This is a genomic window from Rhizobium sp. Root1204, assembly GCF_001424965.1.
Taxonomy (GTDB): Bacteria; Pseudomonadota; Alphaproteobacteria; order Rhizobiales; family Rhizobiaceae; genus Pararhizobium.
In genome coordinates this window covers 372,034-390,702 of the sequence record NZ_LMCZ01000034.1, presented here as the reverse complement: position 1 = coordinate 390,702, position 18,669 = coordinate 372,034, and the positions used below count along the sequence as shown (strand labels likewise).

Genomic DNA, 18,669 nt, shown 5'->3' with positions numbered 1-18,669 from the left:
CCACAAATGGCTTGCCCACCTTGACCGGACTTTGACACAGCTATGGCAAAAGCAAAACTCTCCGATGAGGTCAAGACCTACATCGTGCAGGCGCTGGCGTGCTTTGATAGCGCGTCGATCGTGTCGACAGCAGTCAAGAAGGAGTTTGGCGTCGAGGCCAGCCGTCAGCTGGTCGAAAGCCACGATCCGAATAAGAAAGCGGCTTCCGGTCTGGCGCCTAAGTGGCGAGCCTTGTTCGAAGAGACCCGGAAGACCTTCCTCGAAGACACGGCGTCCATCGCCATCAGCCATCGGGCCGTTCGTCTCCGCGCATTGCAGCGCATGGCAGACAAGGCTGAGAACAGCGGTAACATGGTGCTCGCGTCGTCGCTTCTTAAGCAGGCTGCAGAGGAAGTAGGCGGAAGCTACACGAACCGCCGCGAACTGACAGGGAAGGACGGAAAGGATTTGCCGGTGCCAGTGTCGCCGGTGACGATCTTCCAGTTGCCCGACAATGGCAGGAACTGAGAAGGGCGCGGCAGCCCAGACAATCATCCGGCCGCAACCGGGGCCACAGATGGCCTTTCTGGCGTCAGCGGCCGATATTGCGATCTATGGTGGTTCGGCCGGCGGCGGCAAGACGTGGGCACTACTCATGGAACCGCTGCGCCATGTGGCCAATTCGCAGTTCGGCGCCGTGTTCTTCCGGCGATCCACAGTGCAAGTTCGAAACGAGGGTGGCCTTTGGGATGAGAGCGAGAAGCTCTACCCCGCAATCGGCGCGGCTCCGAAAGAGCATGTGCTGCAGTGGAACTTCCCATCCGGAGCATCGGTCTCGTTCGCTCACCTCGAGCATGACAAGACCGTCCTAAACTGGCAGGGCTCGCAGATCCCGCTCATCTGCTTCGACGAGCTGACGCATTTCAGCGCCAAGCAGTTCTGGTACATGGTTTCGCGTAACCGCTCGATGAGTGGGGTGAAGCCCTACATCAGGGCGACATGCAACCCAGATGCGGACAGCTGGGTCGCCGAGTTCATCGCCTGGTGGATCGATCAGGATACGGGCCTACCAATCCCGTCGCGTGCCGGCGTGCTTCGCTGGTTCGTCCGTATCGGTGACGCCATCATCTGGGGGAGCACCCGGAGGAGCTTGCCCACTACACCGCGCCGAATGAGGACGGCATTGAAGCGCCGATCCCGCCAAAGTCGGTAACGTTCATCCCGGCCAAGCTCAGCGACAACCGCGCGCTTATGGCGGCAGACCCAAGCTACCTTGCCAGCCTCATGGCGCTGCCCACGGTCGAGCGGGAACGACTCCTTGGCGGCAACTGGAAAATTCGGCCCGCTGCTGGCCTGCTGTTCCAGCGCGGATGGTGCCGGGTTGTCGATACGGTGCCAGCTGGTGTCCGGTGGATGCGCGGGTGGGACTTGGCTTCTACGCCGAAAATCGAAGGGAATGATCCGGACGCAACGGCCGGCACGAAGATCGGCAAGTTGCCGGACGGCAGTTATATCGTTGGCCATCACGTCACGGACTTCCTGTCGCCGTCCGGCGTCGAGCGGCTGATAAAGAATACGGCCGACGCCGACGGGATCGAAACGCAGATATCGCTGCCACAGGACCCGGGGCAGGCAGGCAAGTCGCAGGTCACCAACCTGACGAAGATGCTTTCCGGCTTTAATGTACGAGCAACTCCGGAATCAGGAGACAAGATCACGCGGTTCAGCCCGTTCTCCGCTCAGGCGGAAGCGGGGAACGTGGTGATCTTGCGCGCTCCCTGGAACAACGCGTGGTTCGCGGCACTAGAAGTGCTTTCCGGAAGCCAAGCATGACGACGACGCTGACAGCACGAGCCGCGCATTCAACGCGCTGCTGAATGCGAGCACCTACAGGCGGAGCGCCGCTTGTTGAAGTTCGAGGTGCCTGGCATCTTCCGTCTCGGCGGCGTCGAAATCCGCCGCCCGGGTGCCGTTCGCTATCTGGATGGGATCTGATCATGGTCAAACTCGAAAACACCCGGCCGGGCGGCTTTGGCATCCCCGGCGGCCCGGTCATTGCCGGGAAGTCCTCGCTCGATGTTGAGCAGGCCGATTGGGATACCGTGAGGGATCATCCCGTCGTCGTTGCTTGGATCAACGCCGAACATCTCATCGTGACCGGCGTTGAAGACGACGATCCGAAGCTCTCGGAGCGGGACGATCTCAAGAAGCAGGCAGCCGAACTTGGGTTGGAATATCCGAAGAACATCAGCACTGAGAAGCTGAAAGAACTGATCGACGCAAAGCTGGCCTGAAAGAAGAGGGCTCGCTTGAAAGAGAAGGTTGGCGAGCCCTCAAGTCCCGGCAGTACTCAAAACTCATCTGCCGGTAGTTCCATGCCCGAGAACTTTGCCTTTCAATGATTTGTAATTACCTAATATACAGTGCAAGGATGAGACATGGCTGGATATGGCGACAATGCAGGCCTTACCGCCTATGCCGAGGCTGCCGGCTATGTCATTCCCGATGGCACCCAAGAGGCAGACATCACGGCGGCCTGTCAGCGCGGTTCGCTGGTGATCGATCGGTATGAGCGGTTCTTCTCTGGCACGCGCACCGGTGGGTACGAGCAGGAACGGGCATGGGGAAGGACAGGAGCTTCCACCTTTTATGGCGAAGCGATCCCGACCGGTGAAATCCCGGTTGCCATAGTCAACGCCAGCTATGAGGCGGCTTTCCTCGAATTGACCAACCCGGGCAGCCTGTCGCCGGTTGTGACCGGATCCGCAACGGTGAAGCGCGAGAAGATCGGGCAGCTTGAGGTCGAGTATTCGGTATCTTCGTCGACGAACATTGCCGATCTCGTCGCCATGGCAACGCCGGTCGTCACCACCATCGAGGGGCTGCTCTGGCCGTTCCTCATCCCGATCCTGCCGGGGATGCTGGTGGTCTGATGACCGCTTTACGTTGCAGGCACACACTCAAGCCCGGCCTCGGGACGGTTGTCTGAGTTGAGCCCTACCTTAATCAGCAGTTTTTTGTTTTCCTGCTCCAAGCAAACGACAGCCGGAACAAGTATCATCGTAACGCCCGCGATAACAAGCCAACCGATAATGGGTAGAGGGTCATCGGTAACTGTGATTGCCCCAGATGCAGCACCATCCACCTTGTAAAAGCTCTTTGTAATTCTCGTTTGCAAAGTATTGAATTCATAGGAATGGAGCTGGGTGAGCGACGCACCATTTACTGTCAGGCCTTGTTTCGGGACCTCTATTCCTCCTTCAGGGATCCGAGCTTCCACCTCCATGGTGCGCCCTGAACCAACCATATACCCGTGAACGACATAGGTTCCGTCTTGCGCCTTATCGATTTCACTGGAGTAGAGCGACCCCGTGACAATCTGATTATTCGACAAGGTACTTGCTTCAACCGTCGCAAATTGCTCCCCGGCCATAGCAAGCGTGGGCTGGAGAACAAGCACTATAGCAGTGAGTACAGAAGTCGACAGTTTCATCGTTCCCTCCCTGGTTACGGAGAGCATACCACAGTGCAGCCAATCGTTGCTGCTATATTTTAGCCCAACCTAATACTACCGGAGAGGTACGCGATGAAATTCAACTATTCGAAAGCGCGAGACACAGCAGCTCGGCTCATCGAAAAGTTTGGCCTGCAAGGCACCGTGACGCGCATTGTCCCACCAGACCAGGTGAACGGCGGCGATCCGTTGGAAACAGCGTATCCGGCCACGCTGGTGCCGATGGCATACGAAGCCAGAAACATCGACGGGACACTGATCAAGACCGGCGACGTGCAAATCTACATCTCAGCGGTTGGGCTAGCGATCACGCCCCAGGTTGACGACATCGCGACGGTCGGGGGCAAAGGTTACCAGATCGTGAACATCGATCCCTACAATTTCGACGGCGTGACCAACGTCGTCTTCGTTGCTCAGGGTCGAATATAATTTCCAGCAAACACTCGCGTAATGCGGGAAATTGCGTATCTATTGGTCCATCCATCAAATTTGGTGCGGGGGCGCAATGGAAAACAATGGTGCAGATGACAAGGGCCTGACTGCAAAGGCCAGCGTAAAGGAACGTATTAAGGCCACATGGAACGGCACTGCGAATGTTTGCGGTGTTTTAGCATTGATAATTTCCGTTTCCTGGACGTTTCCAAGTGAACTATGGCGTGCATATTTCAGCAGTCAGTTAGAAATGGAAGAGGGCCTAAAAGTTGCCATAGGCGAAATGACACGTGTTTATAAGGAGTTCGCGCAGTCTCAATCGTCCATTGGCGGCCAATCGGGCATCATGATGACGACAATCAGCCAGGTACAAATTAGTTATCAGCTCGATAAGATTGGCCGATATCCTGACTATGTGCTTAATGGGTCTAGTTATCTTGAGAATTTAACATTGGCTCAAATGGCTACTGTGATTGGTAAATTTGACGATGGTCAGAGATTTTATAAGTCAGCTCTTGTCGCTGCGGACAGAGAGAACCTTGAGCCTCAAGAGGTTTACATCGGATTAGCCGCTAATACATTGGGGCGGGATGGAATTACTGGAATTTTGAAAGCTCGTGAGCATTACAGGAATGCTCTTACCGTGGCATGGAAGAGATATAATACGGGTCGCGCGGATTATGCATTGGCTCCGCTCGGAGTACTGCTAGAAATTTCATTGGCTGAACTTAAGTACGGATCTTGGGATTGCGGCAACACCGTTTCAGGATTTGTCGAGCAGCAACTATCTCGTCCGGAAATGCTTGCCGTACCTGCCCTCCAAAACTATCTCGCTGTGTATCGTGCTACAAAGGCAGCCACCGTAAAAACAAGTGGGCGGCCCGAGATTGTGTGCAATTACCTGCTTCCAGCGTAGTTGGAATACCGAAGTTGAAACCTACAAACGGCTCGCTTCGGCGGGCTTTTTTTTCATGACAGGTAGGGAATTATGACCTTTGACAAGCTTCTTGCCCAGTATGAGCCAAAGGTTGCCGCAGCGTTTCGCGAAGCCATCGAGACGACCAAATCCTCCATCGTGCTCAAGGCGATCGCAGACCGATTGGAGCGCGGCGATATTGCCAGCACGGTGGCTGCCCTACAGTTTGAGCCAGAGGCTTTCGCGGCGTTGGAACTGTCCCTTCGAGAAGCGTTCAACGCCGGCGGCATCAACATGGCGCAGAGCCTGCCTTTCTTGATCTCACCGGACGGAATGCGGGTACTCTTCCAGTTCGGAGTGCGAAACTCAGAAGCCGAGCGACTTATCCGCGAGCAATCGGCTACTCTGGTCTCCAATATTACTGATGATCAACGGGAGGCCCTTCGCATGGGCTTCGAGGCGGGGCTGTCCAAGGGCCAGAACCCAACGAAAACGGCATTGGACGTTGTCGGCACGCTCAACCGGATCACCGGTAGACGGGAAGGCGGCTATATCGGCCTTACGAGCCGACAGGTGGAATTCATCGCCAGAGCAAAGGAAAACCTCTTGTCCGGCGATCCGGTGGCCATGAGCAAGTACGTTGACCTTAAAGCGGTTCGACCGAACTGTGGCCAGAGCCATTCGTGAGGGGAAGCCTGTCGACGCGGAAATTGCGCGCAAGATCGTCATGCGCCTGTCCGACAAAAACCTGTTGCTCCGCGGCGAGATGATCAGGCTTGAGGAAACGCGCACCGCCCTATTTTCCGTGCGCGACAACGCGATCCGACAACAGATCGAGGCGGGGAAGATCACCGCTCAAGATGTGACAAAGAAGTGGAAGCATTCGGGCTCTGAACACCCACGTATGCAGCATGTTCAGATGGCCACACAGAATGCCGTACCGCTCGACATCCCATTCGTAGCACCAGACGGAACGATGCTGATGTATCCTCACGATCCGAAGGCGCCGGCAAGGCACAAGATCGGCTGCAAGTGCCGGGTTGGAATACGACATCGACTATATTGCGGCTGGCCTGCGCCGTTATCGGGCACGAGCTGCCTAATGGCTGCGCTGTCATTTGCAGCCGCCGTTGCCAACTTCGCGGGAAAGTTACCGGAAGCCATCGAGGCCGTGCGGAACCAGAACGCCGCCGATGTGGGTGAAGGAAATGCAGCCCCTCGACATCGAAGGTGGACGGATGCCGTTCGCGGCAGGTTTTTTGCAGCAATCGCTGATGGCCTCGACGGCAACAATGCCGAGCATCCATTCTGGTGCCAAGCCGGTCGAGGGCCGAACCTATAAGTTCGATTTCGGGATCATCGAGGCGGTCATTGCGGGTGCCTCGTTAGAAGACGACCTGTATTTCGGCTACACGGCCGCTTACGCAGGCCATCAAGAGTACGGGGCGAAGCCTATGCTCATCCCAACCTGAGTGATGGCCAGCTGTTCCTTCAGAAACTTGATATCTGCCAGCAAGGCTCCGGTGGCACGCACGTCACCATGGTGGAAGGCGAGGGCGGCGGCAATATCGTCAACTTGGCCAGGATATTGGATATCGTGCGCTGCGGCGCTGATGGTAGGCATAGCTTTCCCTCTTCCACAGTGCCCGAGCAATGGATCAAACGTGCATGGATTTTCAGATCGGCGTTCCGCATCCGACGCAAGAGTTCTCATTATGTTCTCAACATAAAGAGAGTCAACCCCATCCGAAAAGTTGTACGGTTTGCATGGCTAGGGAAACCAGAATCGCAGCTAGGGCGGCGATCATAAGGATGATGACAGCGCAAGGCCTACATAGTCCGTCATGTCTCTCTCACCACTCCCGCGATTGCTGGGTTCGTAGGCGCCGGTTCAAACGAGAACAAACCATTGCGTGTCGCAACGAAAAACGTTGCAACCTGTTCGCCCTTGCGTAGATACTAGATGCTAATATCCAGAAGGAGGGGGAGCCATGCGTACATTTACAGTCCTTGTAACCGCAGTATCAGTCGTTCTGCTTGCTTCACCAACATTCGCATCGCAAGACTGTCAATACAAAAAACTGCATCCAACACCAGCTTCCGACGGGACGATAATTTCTAAACTACTGAAGCCTTTGCCCATCGATACTCGATGGGATGATCTGCCGAAGCAAACGCAATCTCAACTTTCAGTACTTGCTGAAACCCGACTATCGCACTTTAGTTCCGAATGGGACGCAAGTGCTTGGCCTCGAAAGAAAAAAACCTGCTGCGATGCCCTACGGCTGCGATGAACTTGAACATCAATCGCTTTCTGGCCAGATTCACCTCCGCGGCGGGTGCTTCAAACCCGCTCTCAACGATAAAAAATCAGGACCTCGGGCAAGCTTTGAAAAAAGCATACCTCGCAGAGTATGCCGCGAAGCGAGCGACACTACGATACCCCCGCGGCGCAGTTGAGAACCTTGACTGGGACGGTACGTCACCTTTTGGCTCAATTAGACTTCCCGAGAGAAAGTCCTACGCGGACATTAAAGATTATTCCCTCAAAGTTGCAGATGAATTGCGAGGCTTGGCAAATGACGATCTCAGTCCCACTGAGATTCATTTCAGAGAAGAAGCTCTTTACAAAATGCGCGCCTATTCAGCAGGCGCATTTACTGGGGATAGCTGGGGAGGGGCTGACAATGACAGCGCCTGCCAATTGATGATCCGGAACTATGATATTCTCGGAGGGTATCAGCTAGAGCAAAAGCGTCCAGAGATATACCAGAATGATGATGAGGTATTACTAGATGCGAACGCAATATTTCTAAACAACATGCCGCTCAAATGGCAAGATGTCGGTACATGGAACTCAGCAAAAAAATATTGCAATGTGACGAACCCTTCATTTGTTGCAAAGTTGGTGGGAGACCCTGCAGTCAACGACACCGCTAAAGCTATGATATTATTTAAAAATTGGTGGATAGAACGAATAGAGGCATCACCGGACTCAAAAAAGAAATGCACAATTTATACAGAGGGTGATCGCGAGCTGGTTTGGACAGCATTTTCGGCCGATCAGCAATTTAACAATGATCAAAGCTCGTCATTGGAATCTTATAATGAGAAAGTTGGCGAATACATCGCGGATCGAACCCTTCAGTTTCGCGACTCCGCCTCCACCGCCCTGGATCTCGTCTTTCCCGATCCTGCAGATTTCAGCTTGCAAGATCGGCAGACAATAAAGGAGGCGCTGCGGCAATCGTCAGCTTTCGGTGCCTACAAGGATATAATCCCAGCGATGCTCGAAGTTATTGACGCAAACTCCGGTAAATCATTGCGGGATAAATGGGATGCTGCGTGGAGGGAGGATGTCGTTGAGATCGGCGGCTATCAACCCGACGAGCAAATTCGCAAAGAAGATATCGATAAAATAAACGACATGTTCGAAAAGACAAAGGATTGGGTGGCCAAAAACTATAACTATTATCCTAATAATCCAAAAAATTTTTACCATGGAATAAGTATTAAAGTTACAACTTCGTCCAACTCTACCACAACATACCCTGGAAATATCAATATAGGTATTGGTACTTCACGCACACTATATGAACACTACAGCACTATACTTCACGAACTTCGTCACGCGATGGAGTTTGCAAGGGCATCAAGTGGCCAAATATTAACGGTCTATGGAGCTGACACAGGACCGGCATTTGAAGGTTCAGGTATCGCAACCGAAATTATCAATCTACCTATTCTAGCCAACGATGTTTTTTCGACGCCGAGGTCAATTGCCCTCAATCGCCTGGCTTATGCCATGCATGATGCGCGGCTTGCAGCAACGTCAGAGGCAACAGCAGCCCGTTACTTCCGGAGCGGGTGCTCAGAAGCTTCAAGCCCCAACAGCATCGATTATGTTGTAAAGCTCGTTGAAAAATACGGCCTATATAACGAATTTGCTTCCAACGCGGCGGTTAGAGTTCATGTAAACGCGCAGTATCTTCAATATCTGTGGTCTGGGCTCGATATGTTAGGGAAGCTGGAGACGCTGGAAACGAAGTTGGGGTTACAAAACGGTAGGCGGCTTGACCCCTTTATTCTTTTCGCATGCGGCTTAAACACGCCGGAGCCTTCGACCGATTACGAGAAAAAACTAAAAGCCTGCTTAAAACTGTAGCGGCTTGCCGCTGCACCCGTCGCTTCGGCGCCCAGGTCAACATATCAACGGGGAGATGAGACCAGAGATAATCGGGCCAGATGCCCAGCCAGGCAAGGAATTAAGCAAAGCCTAAACATACTCTTGGGTGTGGCTGGGTGTGGCAGTCGCTTTTGATTATCAAAGGAAATTATTTCTGCCAAGTGTGGCAATATCCGCCGGCAAGATATTGAAATTGCTGATTTGCTCGACCCCGGGCGAGGCCTCCAAATCTCCCACAGATTTGAAATTATATCAGGAAGAACGCAGCCTTTTCTTTGGTTCCCAAAGGATCGCGCGGCGTCGGAATAGCGATCCGCCTAGAGTTAGAACAAACATACCCGCCGCTCTTTAGCGACAAGGCACACGTCAATTGACAATAGACGGCTGGAAGCCTATCCGCTCTCCATGGCAGCCTATCGTGGGGTAGGGCAGCAATTTGCTTTAATGATAATAGAAGCAGGCACAATCGGCCTTGCTGTCATCTGGCGTATTCCAGACGCGCACCGCAAGTTTCTTGGCTACACCGGTCTCGTCCAGCCGTAGCCCCAGCAGCGACACGGCGGCCAGTTTCGGACTGACCGCATCGATTTCAATAGTCGACCCGACCTGATGGACGCCCTGCTTAGGGGTCCAGGTGAAAAACTGCACGCTGTAATGCATTGCATTCTCCTCCACCGCGCTTTTCAGCACTTGAGTTCAACGGGTGAGCAGACGCTGCAAGACGCTGGCCACGGGGCAGTCCACTGCGGGATGCGTACTCAATGTGTAGAAACAGGATAGCATATTTCGGCAAGCGGTGAAACATTGCCACATTCATTTAAGTCGAACGATGAGTGACCATCATCCATTCGGACTAGGATTCGCGCTGTCCGAGCCGAATTATAACCATCATATGCGCATCGTTATAGCTCATTTCGGTTGCCCGCAGACCGGGCAGGGTTCGGGATTGGTGGTCATGATCAAATCTTCAAACAGGCCGGTTTGAATGCTCCTGGACGGTCGGCAAAATATGATCCACCGACTTCAAAGAAGTTGCAAACCTTGCCTCATTGATCCGATCATCGCGGCAACGACCGGACAGGGCCGTTGTCGCGGGCTCCAAGGTGCAGGTGGGATCGACAGTCGGCATGGGCGTCGCACAGATCGGATCAACAGCCGAATTGAGTACCGGTATACCGATTTTGGTGACGCCAGATATGCAACACTCGGATTTGGCAGTTTTTTTTCGAAAGCCGACCGAGCTAAAAACCCAGGACATCAAGGTTGGACTGAGTTTTAACCTCTAGCTGGCACAATTGAGAGGTTGTCTTCGATCCATCACATCCGGGCTGTCCTTCATCAAGGGACGTTTTCCCGAACCTTACCCTTCGCCGGATGGCGCAAACAGACCCGGCGTCAGTCTTCAGGGGCATATGCCGCCGATCGCGCACGAGTTTCGCGCGCCTTTGTTTGGCTTGCCGACCGAATCCGAATTGGAAAATCCCGCTGTTGGCCGTGCAGCTTGTTCCGGCGGCGAGACGAGCAGGAACAGGCTCCAAAGAGCGAAGCCACTCAGAACAGCGCATATCGCAATGTAGGCGTAGAAAATCCGCACGGTGCTGCCAGTTGTTTCCCTCGGTTTGGCTTTTTCAGCCGAGGACAATCTTCAGTATCAGCAAGAGCTTGGGCGGGGCATGGCGCTACGAGATATGCCAAACTGCCATGCCCCTATGGCGTTCAAGGCCAACGCCGTTTTGTACCCCCGGGCGTTTGAAGAGACAATTCCGACATAAGGAGCTTGGCGTACAGCCTTTGGATAAGGATTGGCGGAGAACATTTGCGGCACGGCGCAATGTCATCACTGCGCCGTGCCGCAATCACGGCGCCTTTCATGTTTTAGGCAATGGTGAATGGACATTTAAATAAGGTCAGGCTAATTTATGAATGCTGTTACCTTGGCCGAAACCGGAACGGCGTTGATTGCGGAAGTGTTTTCCACTTTATGTATTAAGCGACTTTTCAACGACCTATATTGCGAGGCGATTTAGAACCCGTCACCGGATCCGGTGACGGGTTCGTTCTGTTGCATGGCAAAAACAAAATCTCTCAAAGGGTAAAGTTGCACACCGCTTCTCCGAGCCAGCAAAGCGAAGATGCAAGAGCTTGCCAGTCGCATCATCGATGAACACCAGCAATGAACAGGGGTCACCGCGATCCTCAAACCAACGATGCTCGTCACCGATCTGCACCAGTTCGCCATAGGCCTCGCGCCGCAATCGTGGCTGATGGAACGTCCGTCGCTGCTTGCACGACAGCCACAGGTCGGCCTGCGTCATCCATTGCCGCAAGGTCTCGCGCGACACCGTTAGCCCATCGCGCTCGGCAAGCTTCTCGGCCACCAAGGTTGGACCAAAGTCCGCATAGCGCTCTCGAATGAGAGCCACAGCATAATCGCGAACCCCATCGCCGATCCGGCTGTTTGACGGCCGGCCGATCGTCTTGTGCCGGATCGACGCCGCACAGGTCTTCCTGATCCGCTGCAGATCACGCTCACTCATCGCAATCAATCCCATCCGCAATCGCCCAGGTCATCAAAACCCCGGGGAGTGTGACATTCTTACTTTGCGGGATCAGGACACTTTAACTTTGCGGCTACAAAAAGTGTCAAAGCTGGATAGGGCTGCGACGGTGGTGACCAGTTAGAAACGCGACACTGGTATCGTCTTGCTCCGCCGGTTAGCCCCCGACCGGGACCGGCTGCGGGTATGACGCTCCCCTTCGGCTTTAGCTTTCTCAGTGGCAATTGTTCCGTCACCCGTTGATACTCGCTCATGCCTGCATAGGGCAGGTAGGGATCAAAGCCGCACGATGCTTCCGGAAATCAAATTGCAGGCCAACGTCGACATCGCCGCGCTGTCACCACTTGTTCGCGGCATGCTTCTAGCCGTTGCCTATGCCGACGGCGAGCGTGGTATAGGATTGACTGCGACCGGCGCCATGAACCGCAAATTCGTGCATTGGGCCGCGGTTAATTTCCTCTGGCCGGGGTTCACCGCCGAAGACCTCTACAGCATGCACAAGGTGCTCAATGAGAGCGACATGCCGCCGCTCTGGGTCGTGCGCGACATGACCCGCCATCTCAAACTGCTTCGCCGGAAAAAGAATGTTCTGCTGCCAACCAAACGAGGGCGCGAGTTTCTGCTGAACCCGCAAGCCTTCTTCGATCTGGTCGCCACGGACTATCTCTATTCGTATGTCCACGTGACCGATCGGCAAGAGGACGTTCAGGCTCGATTGCGCTGGTGGCGCATGTTCCTCAATCTTCTCAATATCAAGGCCAGAGGAGGTTGCACGCCATTGGATGTTGTAAAAATCCTCAATCCAGACTTCGCGCCCCTGTCAGACACCGAAATGACCCTGGAAGCCTGGGAACTGAAATCCGATGTCCAATATGGCGTGCTGAGGCGCCTGTGCTGGCTCGGCCTGCTCTACGAGGCACGAGAAGGGCTCACGCTTTTCCAGGATGGATCCTTCCACAAGACGCCACTTTGGTCCGCCTGCCTGCAGCTGGAATCGGATACACAAAGCGACATCGGGGTGCATTGAAACGTCTTATTCCGCCGCCGGCTGCTTCGATAATGCTTTCTCGCGCTTCGCAATCACCGCTGGATCGTTCATGAAATCCGTCCGCCGACCCGGCTTGCGGCCACGCTTCTGATACCCGTTCGCCGTGCTGCCGTCGCGAATACCGAACATATGATCTTTCTGCCCGGTGCGCCGTGGTCCGCCCTTGCTGCGCTGCTGTTCTCTGCCGGTCTGCATCTCGGCGACGATCGACAACATGTCGTCCAGCCGCTTGTTGTCGACGACCTCGGCACGATGCACCGAGCGTAACGTATCGAAGGTTCTATAGGGCAGGGCATAGCTCTCGTGCATGATCTCGAGCCGTCCGTCCGGATAGTCGCAGACAATCACCTTCTTACCTGCCAAAGGCGTTGAAATCTCGGTCGGATCGAGGATGAACAGCACCTTGTCGTAGCGCAGCGTCAGGGATTGCGACAACGTGCGGATCTCCTTGCGACACATGGCGCCATCGAGATTCTCATGCGCGGCCAACGGCCTATGCATGTCCTTCGGATTGCGCGGCAGCTTGCCGAAGCGCGCGTTGAAATCCGTAATGAACTCAGGCGCATAGGCATTGGCTTCCTCGATCGTATCAATGCCGCGAAGCCGCATCTCCTTGACCAGCCGATCCTGCAATGTTTGGTTGGCACGTTCCACCCGGCCCTTGGCCTGCGGGGTATTGGCGCAGATGATGTCAATGTTCAGCTCATAAAGCGCCCGGCCGAACTGCGTTAGGCCGCTCGTCCGGTCTTTCTTCGACGGATGGAGTGAGCGGAAAACGCCGTGCTTGTCGCTGTAAAACGCCAGCGGCTTGCCCCATTGCTGCAGATAGGCCTTCGTCGCATGCAGATAGTCGAATGTATTCTCCGAGCCAGCAAACCGTAGATGCAGCAGCTTGCCAGTCGCGTCATCGATATAGACGAGCAGGGCGCATTTGGGGCCACGGTTCTCGAACCACCAGTGATGTGAGCCATCGATCTGCACCAGTTCGCCAAAGCAGTCACGTCGGCCGCGTGGCTGGAAAACCCGCTTCTTGCGTTCACGGCGAGAAACCCAGATGCCGGCCTCGGTCATCCATTGCCGAAGCGTTTCCTTGGCGACCGAAATCCGGTGCAGCTCGATCAGCTTCTCACGTGCCAGCGTCGGACCGAAATCCAGATAGCGTTCGCGGATCAGATCCAGCGCCGCATTGCGAAACTCCTCGCTGTGGCGCCGATTGCTCGGCCGTGATCGCTTCTTCGAAACAAGCCCGGCCGGGCCATCCCGGTTATAGGCCTGCAGCAGCCGATGGACTTGGCTTCGACTGAGGTCGAGCCGTTCGGCCGCCTGGACGACGCTCAGGCGTTCGTCACGGATCTTCTGGATGAGTTCGAGGCGATGCAATTCTTTCTGCGACATGGTGATCAAAAAGGACATGACGACTCCGACCGCTCATGGTCTCGACCAGGCTGAAGATCGTCATCCTTGCTCCCAACGTTGGTTTTGACCAGTGCGTCGAGAGGCGAGACTGTCGCATCTCTAACTGGCCCAACTGTCGCATTACTAAATAGCCCTTACAANATCCTTGCTCCCAACGTTGGTTTTGACCAGTGCGTCGAGAGGCGAGACTGTCGCATCTCTAACTGGCCCAACTGTCGCATTACTAAATAGCCCTTACAAAAAGATGTCACGTAAGATAGATTATGGAACTAATATGCATGAAGAGCGATCTCAATGTTCGTATTTCAGGCTTATGCTGCCTTGACCTTACCGGGTCCCAAGGCTTAAGCGATACCGGTCTCCACCGCTAGCGAAAGACCCCGCCCGATGAGCGATTTGCGCATTCTTTCAGATGCTTTCATTCCTGAATTGCCAGGACGCTACAATGGCAAGGTGCGCGAAAATTACGATCTGCCTGATGGTAATCGCATCATCATCGCCACCGACCGGCTGAGCGCTTTCGATGTCATCCTCACCGCAATTCCGTTCAAGGGCCAGGTCTTGACCCAGACAGCGCGGTACTGGTTTGAGGAAACCGCCGACATTTGTCCGAACCATGTGGTGTCCTATCCGGATCAGAATGTCGTCATCGGCACGAGGCTCGACATCCTGCCGGTCGAGATCGTCGTGCGCGGCTATCTCGCTGGCACGACCAGCACATCGATCCTCACCAAATACAGGAACGGCGAGCGCGAGATGTACGGTATCCGTTTGCCAGACGGCCTGAAGGACAACGAGAAACTGCCGCAGCCGATCATCACGCCAACCAGCAAGGCCTTTGACGGCGGTCATGACGAGCCGCTTTCTGCCGATGAAATCATCGCGCAAAAGCTGCTGACGGCCGAACAATGGGAAACCGTCTCGCGATACGCGCTGGCGCTGTTCGCCCGCGGCCAGGAACGTGCTGCCGAGCGTGGCCTCATCCTCGTCGATACCAAGTACGAGTTCGGCACCGACAAGGATGGCCGTATCGTTCTCGCCGACGAGATCCACACGCCGGACAGCAGCCGGTACTGGATTGCCGAGAGTTACCAGCAGAGCTTTGCTTCAGGCGCGCGGCCAAAGAGCTTTGACAAGGATTTCGTCCGCGCCTGGGTGACCGAACGCTGCGATCCCTACAAGGATCCGATCCCGGAAATTCCAGCCGATCTCGTCGAGCAGACCTCGAAAGTCTATATCGAGGCCTATGAGACGATCACTGGTAAGCGTTTCATCGCCGACCTATCCGGCGCCACCGTTCTCGATCGAATCCGGAAGAATCTGCAGCCTTATTTCAGCTGATCGATCCCGGTTAGCAAGCGACGCCGGCCTCGCCGCTGATATCGAACGCAATTTGCATACCGTCATAGGCCGGCTCGATATGATCAGGCGTCTCGCGCATCACCGTTTCGTAGTCGAGCGGTGTGTGCATATGAGTAAGCACGGCACGCCTGGGGGCAAAGCGCGCGATCCATCCGAGCGATTGCTCGAGCGACAGATGGCTCGGATGGGACTTGTATTGCAGCGTGTCGATCACCAGAGTGTCCAGTCCGGCAAGCTTGCCGATGGTCTCCGGCGGAAAATCGCTGACATCGCTGCAATAGGCAAAATCGCCGATGCGAAAGCCCATCGACATGATGCTGCCGTGGTTTTGAAGGACCGGCTGGAACAGGATCGTGCCGCCTGCGCCGCTGATGGCCACAGGCGCCAGCGATGGATCGATGATTTTTGGTTCGACGATCGGCGGATAGCCGCTGCCTTGCGGCGTCTCCAGGCAGTAGCGAAACCCTTCGCGAATGCGTTCCATGGTCAGCGCATCGGCCCAGATCGGCATGCGTCTGCCGGTGTACTGGACATAGCCGCGCAGATCGTCGATGCCGTGGATGTGGTCGGCATGCGGATGTGAATAGAAGACGGCGTCGATATTCTTGACCTTTGCCGCAATCATCTGCTCGCGAAAATCGGGGCCGGTATCAATAACGACCGTGGTGGTGCCGCCGTCGTCACCTATCTGTTCGATCAGCAAGGCGGCGCGGGTGCGGCGGTTTTTCGGATTGGCGGGGTCACAAGCACCCCAATCGCCGTTGATGCGCGGCACGCCCGGAGACGAACCACAGCCAAGAATGGTGAAGACCCGCCTCACCGCCATCTCACAGTCTCGGCATTTTAGAAAAGACGCGGAACGCGTTGTCGGTGGTGATCGCGGCAATCTCTTGCGTCGAAACGCCGATCGTCTCGGCCAGAACCTGCGCGGTATGCGCCACATAGGCCGGCTCGTTGCGCTTGCCCCGGAACGGTTTTGGCGCCAGATATGGCGCATCGGTTTCGACGATCATCCGGTCATGCGGCACAGTCTTGGCAATTTCGCGCAGCTCTTCCGATTTCGGAAACGTCAGGATACCCGAAAAGGAGATGTAGCCGCCCAGATCGACGCCGACCTTGGCCAGTTCAGGACCGGAGGAGAAACAATGGAGAAGAAAAGGGAAGGCCCCCTTCCCTGTTTCCTCGGTCAGGATCGCCGCCATGTCATCGTCAGCCGAACGGCTATGGATGACCAGCGGCAGCTGCGTCTCCCGGGCGGCAGCGATATGGCGCCTCAGGCCGATCGCCTGGGCGTCGCGCGGCGCATTATCGTAGAAATAATCGAGCCCGGCTTCGCCGATCGCCACGACCTTCGGATGCGCCGACAACCGCACCAGATCGTCTGTCTCTATATCCAGTTCCTCATCGGCATTGTGCGGATGCGTACCGACGGAACAGAAGACGTTGGCATAGTTTTCGGCAATGGCCAAGATCGTATCAAACTTCTTCACGCGCGTCGAGATGGTGATCATCTGCTCAACGCCGACCGCACGCGCCCGCTCGATGATCGCGTCACGCTCGGCGTCAAAGTCCGGAAAATCCAGGTGACAATGGGTATCGATCAGCATCGCTGGATGTCCTCAAACTTCCGGCGGAACATAGCGCGGGAACACAGGCTTCGGTGCTTCCAGCACCGTTCCGGCGGTGAGGCGTCCGGCTTGGCCGAGCGAGGCGAAACTGCGGTTATCCGCAGGCACAGCCACGAGATCGAGCAACTTTCCGGCCGATTCCGGCATGATCGGCTGCAGAAGGATGGCGATCTGGCGCACGACTTCCGCAGTCACGTAAAGCACGGTTCCCATGCGGGCCGGATCGGTTTTTTTCAGTGCCCACGGCTCCTGACCGGCAAAGTAACGATCGGCCTCGGAGACGACGGCGATGATCGAGGCCAGTGCCCGGTGGATCATCAGCGCATTCATGTCGTCGCGGGTCGAGGCATGCAGCGCATCGGCCGCCGCCAGCATCGCCTTGTCTTCATCGGTGAGCGGCCCGCACACAGGGATCTGCCCGTCGCAATTCTTGACGATCATCGACAGCGACCGGCTGGCGAGGTTGCCGATACCGTTGGCGAGGTCGGAGTTAATGCGGGTGGCAATCCCCTCCTCGCTATAGCTGCCGTCCTGGCCGAAGGAGACTTCGCGCAGGAAGAAATAGCGGATCGGGTCGAGACCAAAATGCTCGACCAGATTGACCGGATCGACGACGTTGCCGAGCGACTTCGACATCTTCTCGCCCTTGTTGAGCAGGAAGCCGTGGGCAAAGACCTTCTTCGGCAAAGGCAGGCCGGCCGACATCAGGAAGGCGGGCCAGTAGACGGCGTGGAAGCGGATGATGTCCTTGCCGATCATGTGGATGTTGGCCGGCCAGTATTTGGCGCGCGGGTCTTGCGGATCGGTGAGATATCCGGTCGCGGTAATATAGTTGGTCAGGGCATCGACCCAGACATACATGACATGGCTCGGGTCGTTGGGAACCGGAATACCCCAATCGAAGGTCGTGCGCGACATGGACAGATCACGCAGGCCGGACTTGACGAAGGAAATCACCTCGTTGCGGCGCTCGGCCGGGCCGATGAAGTCCGGATTTTCTTCGTAGTGCTTTAACAGCCTGTCCTGATAGGCAGAGAGCTTGAAGAAATAGCTGGCCTCCTCCACCCACTCCACCGGCGTTCCCTGTGGCCCGTAGCGTACGCCATCGGCGCGCACTTCGGTTTCACCCTCCTGGTAATAGGCCTCGTCACGCACCGAATACCAGCCGGAATAGCTGTCCTTGTAGAGATCGCCCGCCTCGCCCATGCGGTTCCAGATATTCTGGACAGCCTCGTGATGACGCGGTTCGGTCGTGCGGATGAAATCGTCGTTGGAGGCATTCAGCAGAACGGCCATGTTCTGGAATTCGGCCGAGTTGCGGTCGGCCAGTTCCTGCGGGGTGATGCCTTCCTTGCGGGCCGTCTGCTGCATCTTCTGGCCGTGTTCGTCGGTTCCCGTCAGGAAGAAGACGTCGCGCCCGTCCAGCCGCTGGTAGCGGGCCACCGCATCGGTCGCGATCAACTCATAGGCATGGCCGATATGCGGCTTGCCGTTCGGATAGGAGATCGCGGTGGTGATGTAGAATGGGGACGTGTCGGTCATGATCGGGTTTCGGCCTGTGTCTGATCTTGGGTGTCTGGCTATTAGCGCATCCAATGGCGGGATGAAACAGTGCACGCCTAGAAAAGCA

Annotated in this window: 19 protein-coding genes and 2 pseudogenes; 13 read left to right on the top strand and 8 right to left on the bottom strand. The window is 55.7% G+C overall.

The features are described from left to right. Positions 1-42 precede the first annotated feature (42 nt). The 6 genes and pseudogenes from ASC96_RS23145 to ASC96_RS23130 all read left to right on the top strand — a co-directional run bounded on the left by ASC96_RS23145 (position 43) and on the right by ASC96_RS23130 (position 2,912). Entirely contained in the window at positions 43-507 is a 465-nt protein-coding gene (locus ASC96_RS23145) for a DUF2280 domain-containing protein (protein ID WP_060505433.1), read from the top strand. Positions 508-556: 49 nt separating this feature from the next. Beyond that, positions 557-1,192 (top strand): terminase family protein, encoded by a 636-nt coding sequence (locus ASC96_RS34090; RefSeq protein ID WP_244482272.1) that lies wholly within the window; start codon positions 557-559, stop codon positions 1,190-1,192. A gap of 71 nt (positions 1,193-1,263) precedes the next feature. After that, positions 1,264-1,812, top strand: coding sequence for a phage terminase large subunit (terL, locus tag ASC96_RS34085; protein ID WP_347360132.1), 549 nt, complete (start codon positions 1,264-1,266; stop codon positions 1,810-1,812). A 78-nt stretch (positions 1,813-1,890) separates the two neighbouring features. Continuing rightward, a pseudogene (locus ASC96_RS32205) lies at positions 1,891-1,974 on the top strand (major capsid family protein); the annotation flags it as partial. A 2-nt stretch (positions 1,975-1,976) separates the two neighbouring features. Beyond that, positions 1,977-2,273 carry a hypothetical protein gene (locus tag ASC96_RS23135; RefSeq protein WP_060505432.1) on the top strand — a complete coding sequence of 99 codons (297 nt, stop codon included), beginning with the start codon at positions 1,977-1,979 and terminating at the stop codon, positions 2,271-2,273. 144 nt (positions 2,274-2,417) lie between these two features. Further along, positions 2,418-2,912, top strand: a complete 495-nt coding sequence (locus ASC96_RS23130) for a DnaT-like ssDNA-binding protein (protein ID WP_060505431.1) — start codon at positions 2,418-2,420, stop codon at positions 2,910-2,912. Positions 2,913-2,920: 8 nt separating this feature from the next. Here ASC96_RS23130 and ASC96_RS23125 read toward each other — a convergent pair whose 3' ends face one another. Further along, positions 2,921-3,472, bottom strand: coding sequence for a hypothetical protein (locus tag ASC96_RS23125; protein ID WP_060505430.1), 552 nt, complete (start codon positions 3,470-3,472; stop codon positions 2,921-2,923). 93 nt (positions 3,473-3,565) lie between these two features. On the opposite strand from ASC96_RS23125, the gene ASC96_RS23120 reads away from it, so the two are divergent. From ASC96_RS23120 to ASC96_RS34460, 4 genes are all read left to right on the top strand, one after another. Next, on the top strand, positions 3,566-3,922 hold the full coding sequence (locus tag ASC96_RS23120) for a hypothetical protein (protein ID WP_060505429.1): 357 nt from the start codon (positions 3,566-3,568) through the stop codon (positions 3,920-3,922). A 76-nt stretch (positions 3,923-3,998) separates the two neighbouring features. Next, positions 3,999-4,841: a hypothetical protein gene (locus ASC96_RS23115; protein WP_060505428.1), complete on the top strand. Its 843-nt coding sequence runs from the start codon at positions 3,999-4,001 to the stop codon at positions 4,839-4,841. 72 nt (positions 4,842-4,913) lie between these two features. Beyond that, positions 4,914-5,528: a hypothetical protein gene (locus tag ASC96_RS34465; RefSeq protein WP_347360133.1), complete on the top strand. Its 615-nt coding sequence runs from the start codon at positions 4,914-4,916 to the stop codon at positions 5,526-5,528. Beyond that, complete coding sequence (locus tag ASC96_RS34460) at positions 5,482-6,183, top strand: hypothetical protein (RefSeq protein WP_348270822.1); 702 nt, start codon at positions 5,482-5,484, stop codon at positions 6,181-6,183. Before ASC96_RS34465 ends, ASC96_RS34460 begins: the two co-directional genes overlap by 47 nt. 90 nt (positions 6,184-6,273) lie before the next feature. On the opposite strand, the gene ASC96_RS23100 is transcribed toward ASC96_RS34460, so the two are convergent. Beyond that, positions 6,274-6,465 (bottom strand): hypothetical protein, encoded by a 192-nt coding sequence (locus ASC96_RS23100; RefSeq protein ID WP_060505426.1) that lies wholly within the window; start codon positions 6,463-6,465, stop codon positions 6,274-6,276. Positions 6,466-7,086: 621 nt separating this feature from the next. On the opposite strand from ASC96_RS23100, the gene ASC96_RS23095 reads away from it, so the two are divergent. Further along, positions 7,087-9,006 carry a hypothetical protein gene (locus ASC96_RS23095; protein WP_156397708.1) on the top strand — a complete coding sequence of 640 codons (1,920 nt, stop codon included), beginning with the start codon at positions 7,087-7,089 and terminating at the stop codon, positions 9,004-9,006. 462 nt (positions 9,007-9,468) lie between these two features. On the opposite strand, the gene ASC96_RS23090 is transcribed toward ASC96_RS23095, so the two are convergent. Both ASC96_RS23090 and ASC96_RS23080 read right to left on the bottom strand, forming a co-directional pair. Next, positions 9,469-9,687, bottom strand: a complete 219-nt coding sequence (locus tag ASC96_RS23090; protein WP_060505424.1) for a hypothetical protein — start codon at positions 9,685-9,687, stop codon at positions 9,469-9,471. 1,463 nt (positions 9,688-11,150) lie between these two features. Beyond that, positions 11,151-11,579, bottom strand: a pseudogene (locus tag ASC96_RS23080) (ISNCY family transposase); the annotation flags it as partial. A 295-nt stretch (positions 11,580-11,874) separates the two neighbouring features. On the opposite strand from ASC96_RS23080, the gene ASC96_RS23075 reads away from it, so the two are divergent. Continuing rightward, positions 11,875-12,612 (top strand): hypothetical protein, encoded by a 738-nt coding sequence (locus ASC96_RS23075; protein WP_060505422.1) that lies wholly within the window; start codon positions 11,875-11,877, stop codon positions 12,610-12,612. A 6-nt stretch (positions 12,613-12,618) separates the two neighbouring features. Here the strand turns inward: ASC96_RS23075 and ASC96_RS23070 are convergent, their stop codons facing one another. Next, the gene (locus ASC96_RS23070) at positions 12,619-14,046 is read right to left on the bottom strand and encodes an ISNCY family transposase (RefSeq protein ID WP_060505421.1); all 1,428 of its coding nucleotides are present in this window, start codon (positions 14,044-14,046) and stop codon (positions 12,619-12,621) included. 399 nt (positions 14,047-14,445) lie between these two features. Between ASC96_RS23070 and ASC96_RS23065 the strand changes: the two genes are divergently transcribed. Then, positions 14,446-15,390 (top strand): phosphoribosylaminoimidazolesuccinocarboxamide synthase, encoded by a 945-nt coding sequence (locus tag ASC96_RS23065; protein WP_060505634.1) that lies wholly within the window; start codon positions 14,446-14,448, stop codon positions 15,388-15,390. A gap of 10 nt (positions 15,391-15,400) precedes the next feature. On the opposite strand, the gene ASC96_RS23060 is transcribed toward ASC96_RS23065, so the two are convergent. The 3 genes from ASC96_RS23060 to metG are packed head-to-tail and all read right to left on the bottom strand — an operon-like array spanning position 15,401 to position 18,581. Beyond that, positions 15,401-16,237 carry an MBL fold metallo-hydrolase gene (locus ASC96_RS23060; RefSeq protein WP_060505420.1) on the bottom strand — a complete coding sequence of 279 codons (837 nt, stop codon included), beginning with the start codon at positions 16,235-16,237 and terminating at the stop codon, positions 15,401-15,403. A gap of 1 nt (position 16,238) precedes the next feature. Next, positions 16,239-17,018: a TatD family hydrolase gene (locus ASC96_RS23055; protein WP_060505419.1), complete on the bottom strand. Its 780-nt coding sequence runs from the start codon at positions 17,016-17,018 to the stop codon at positions 16,239-16,241. 12 nt (positions 17,019-17,030) lie between these two features. Beyond that, complete coding sequence (gene metG / locus ASC96_RS23050) at positions 17,031-18,581, bottom strand: methionine--tRNA ligase (RefSeq protein ID WP_060505418.1); 1,551 nt, start codon at positions 18,579-18,581, stop codon at positions 17,031-17,033. Positions 18,582-18,669 lie beyond the last annotated feature (88 nt).

Excerpts from the sequence above, each read along its gene's own strand:
- ASC96_RS23145 (WP_060505433.1), top strand. The coding sequence starts at position 43 with ATGGCAAAAGCAAAACTCTCCGATGAGGTCAAGACCTACATCGTGCAG.
- ASC96_RS34090 (WP_244482272.1), top strand. The coding sequence starts at position 557 with ATGGCCTTTCTGGCGTCAGCGGCCGATATTGCGATCTATGGTGGTTCG.
- terL (WP_347360132.1), top strand. The coding sequence starts at position 1,264 with ATGGCGCTGCCCACGGTCGAGCGGGAACGACTCCTTGGCGGCAACTGG.
- ASC96_RS23135 (WP_060505432.1), top strand. The coding sequence starts at position 1,977 with ATGGTCAAACTCGAAAACACCCGGCCGGGCGGCTTTGGCATCCCCGGC.
- ASC96_RS23130 (WP_060505431.1), top strand. The coding sequence starts at position 2,418 with ATGGCTGGATATGGCGACAATGCAGGCCTTACCGCCTATGCCGAGGCT.
- ASC96_RS23125 (WP_060505430.1), bottom strand. The coding sequence starts at position 3,472 with ATGAAACTGTCGACTTCTGTACTCACTGCTATAGTGCTTGTTCTCCAG.
- ASC96_RS23120 (WP_060505429.1), top strand. The coding sequence starts at position 3,566 with ATGAAATTCAACTATTCGAAAGCGCGAGACACAGCAGCTCGGCTCATC.
- ASC96_RS23115 (WP_060505428.1), top strand. The coding sequence starts at position 3,999 with ATGGAAAACAATGGTGCAGATGACAAGGGCCTGACTGCAAAGGCCAGC.
- ASC96_RS34465 (WP_347360133.1), top strand. The coding sequence starts at position 4,914 with ATGACCTTTGACAAGCTTCTTGCCCAGTATGAGCCAAAGGTTGCCGCA.
- ASC96_RS23100 (WP_060505426.1), bottom strand. The coding sequence starts at position 6,465 with ATGCCTACCATCAGCGCCGCAGCGCACGATATCCAATATCCTGGCCAA.
- ASC96_RS23090 (WP_060505424.1), bottom strand. The coding sequence starts at position 9,687 with ATGCATTACAGCGTGCAGTTTTTCACCTGGACCCCTAAGCAGGGCGTC.
- ASC96_RS23075 (WP_060505422.1), top strand. The coding sequence starts at position 11,875 with ATGCTTCCGGAAATCAAATTGCAGGCCAACGTCGACATCGCCGCGCTG.
- ASC96_RS23070 (WP_060505421.1), bottom strand. The coding sequence starts at position 14,046 with ATGTCCTTTTTGATCACCATGTCGCAGAAAGAATTGCATCGCCTCGAA.
- ASC96_RS23060 (WP_060505420.1), bottom strand. The coding sequence starts at position 16,237 with ATGGCGGTGAGGCGGGTCTTCACCATTCTTGGCTGTGGTTCGTCTCCG.
- ASC96_RS23055 (WP_060505419.1), bottom strand. The coding sequence starts at position 17,018 with ATGCTGATCGATACCCATTGTCACCTGGATTTTCCGGACTTTGACGCC.
- metG (WP_060505418.1), bottom strand. The coding sequence starts at position 18,581 with ATGACCGACACGTCCCCATTCTACATCACCACCGCGATCTCCTATCCG.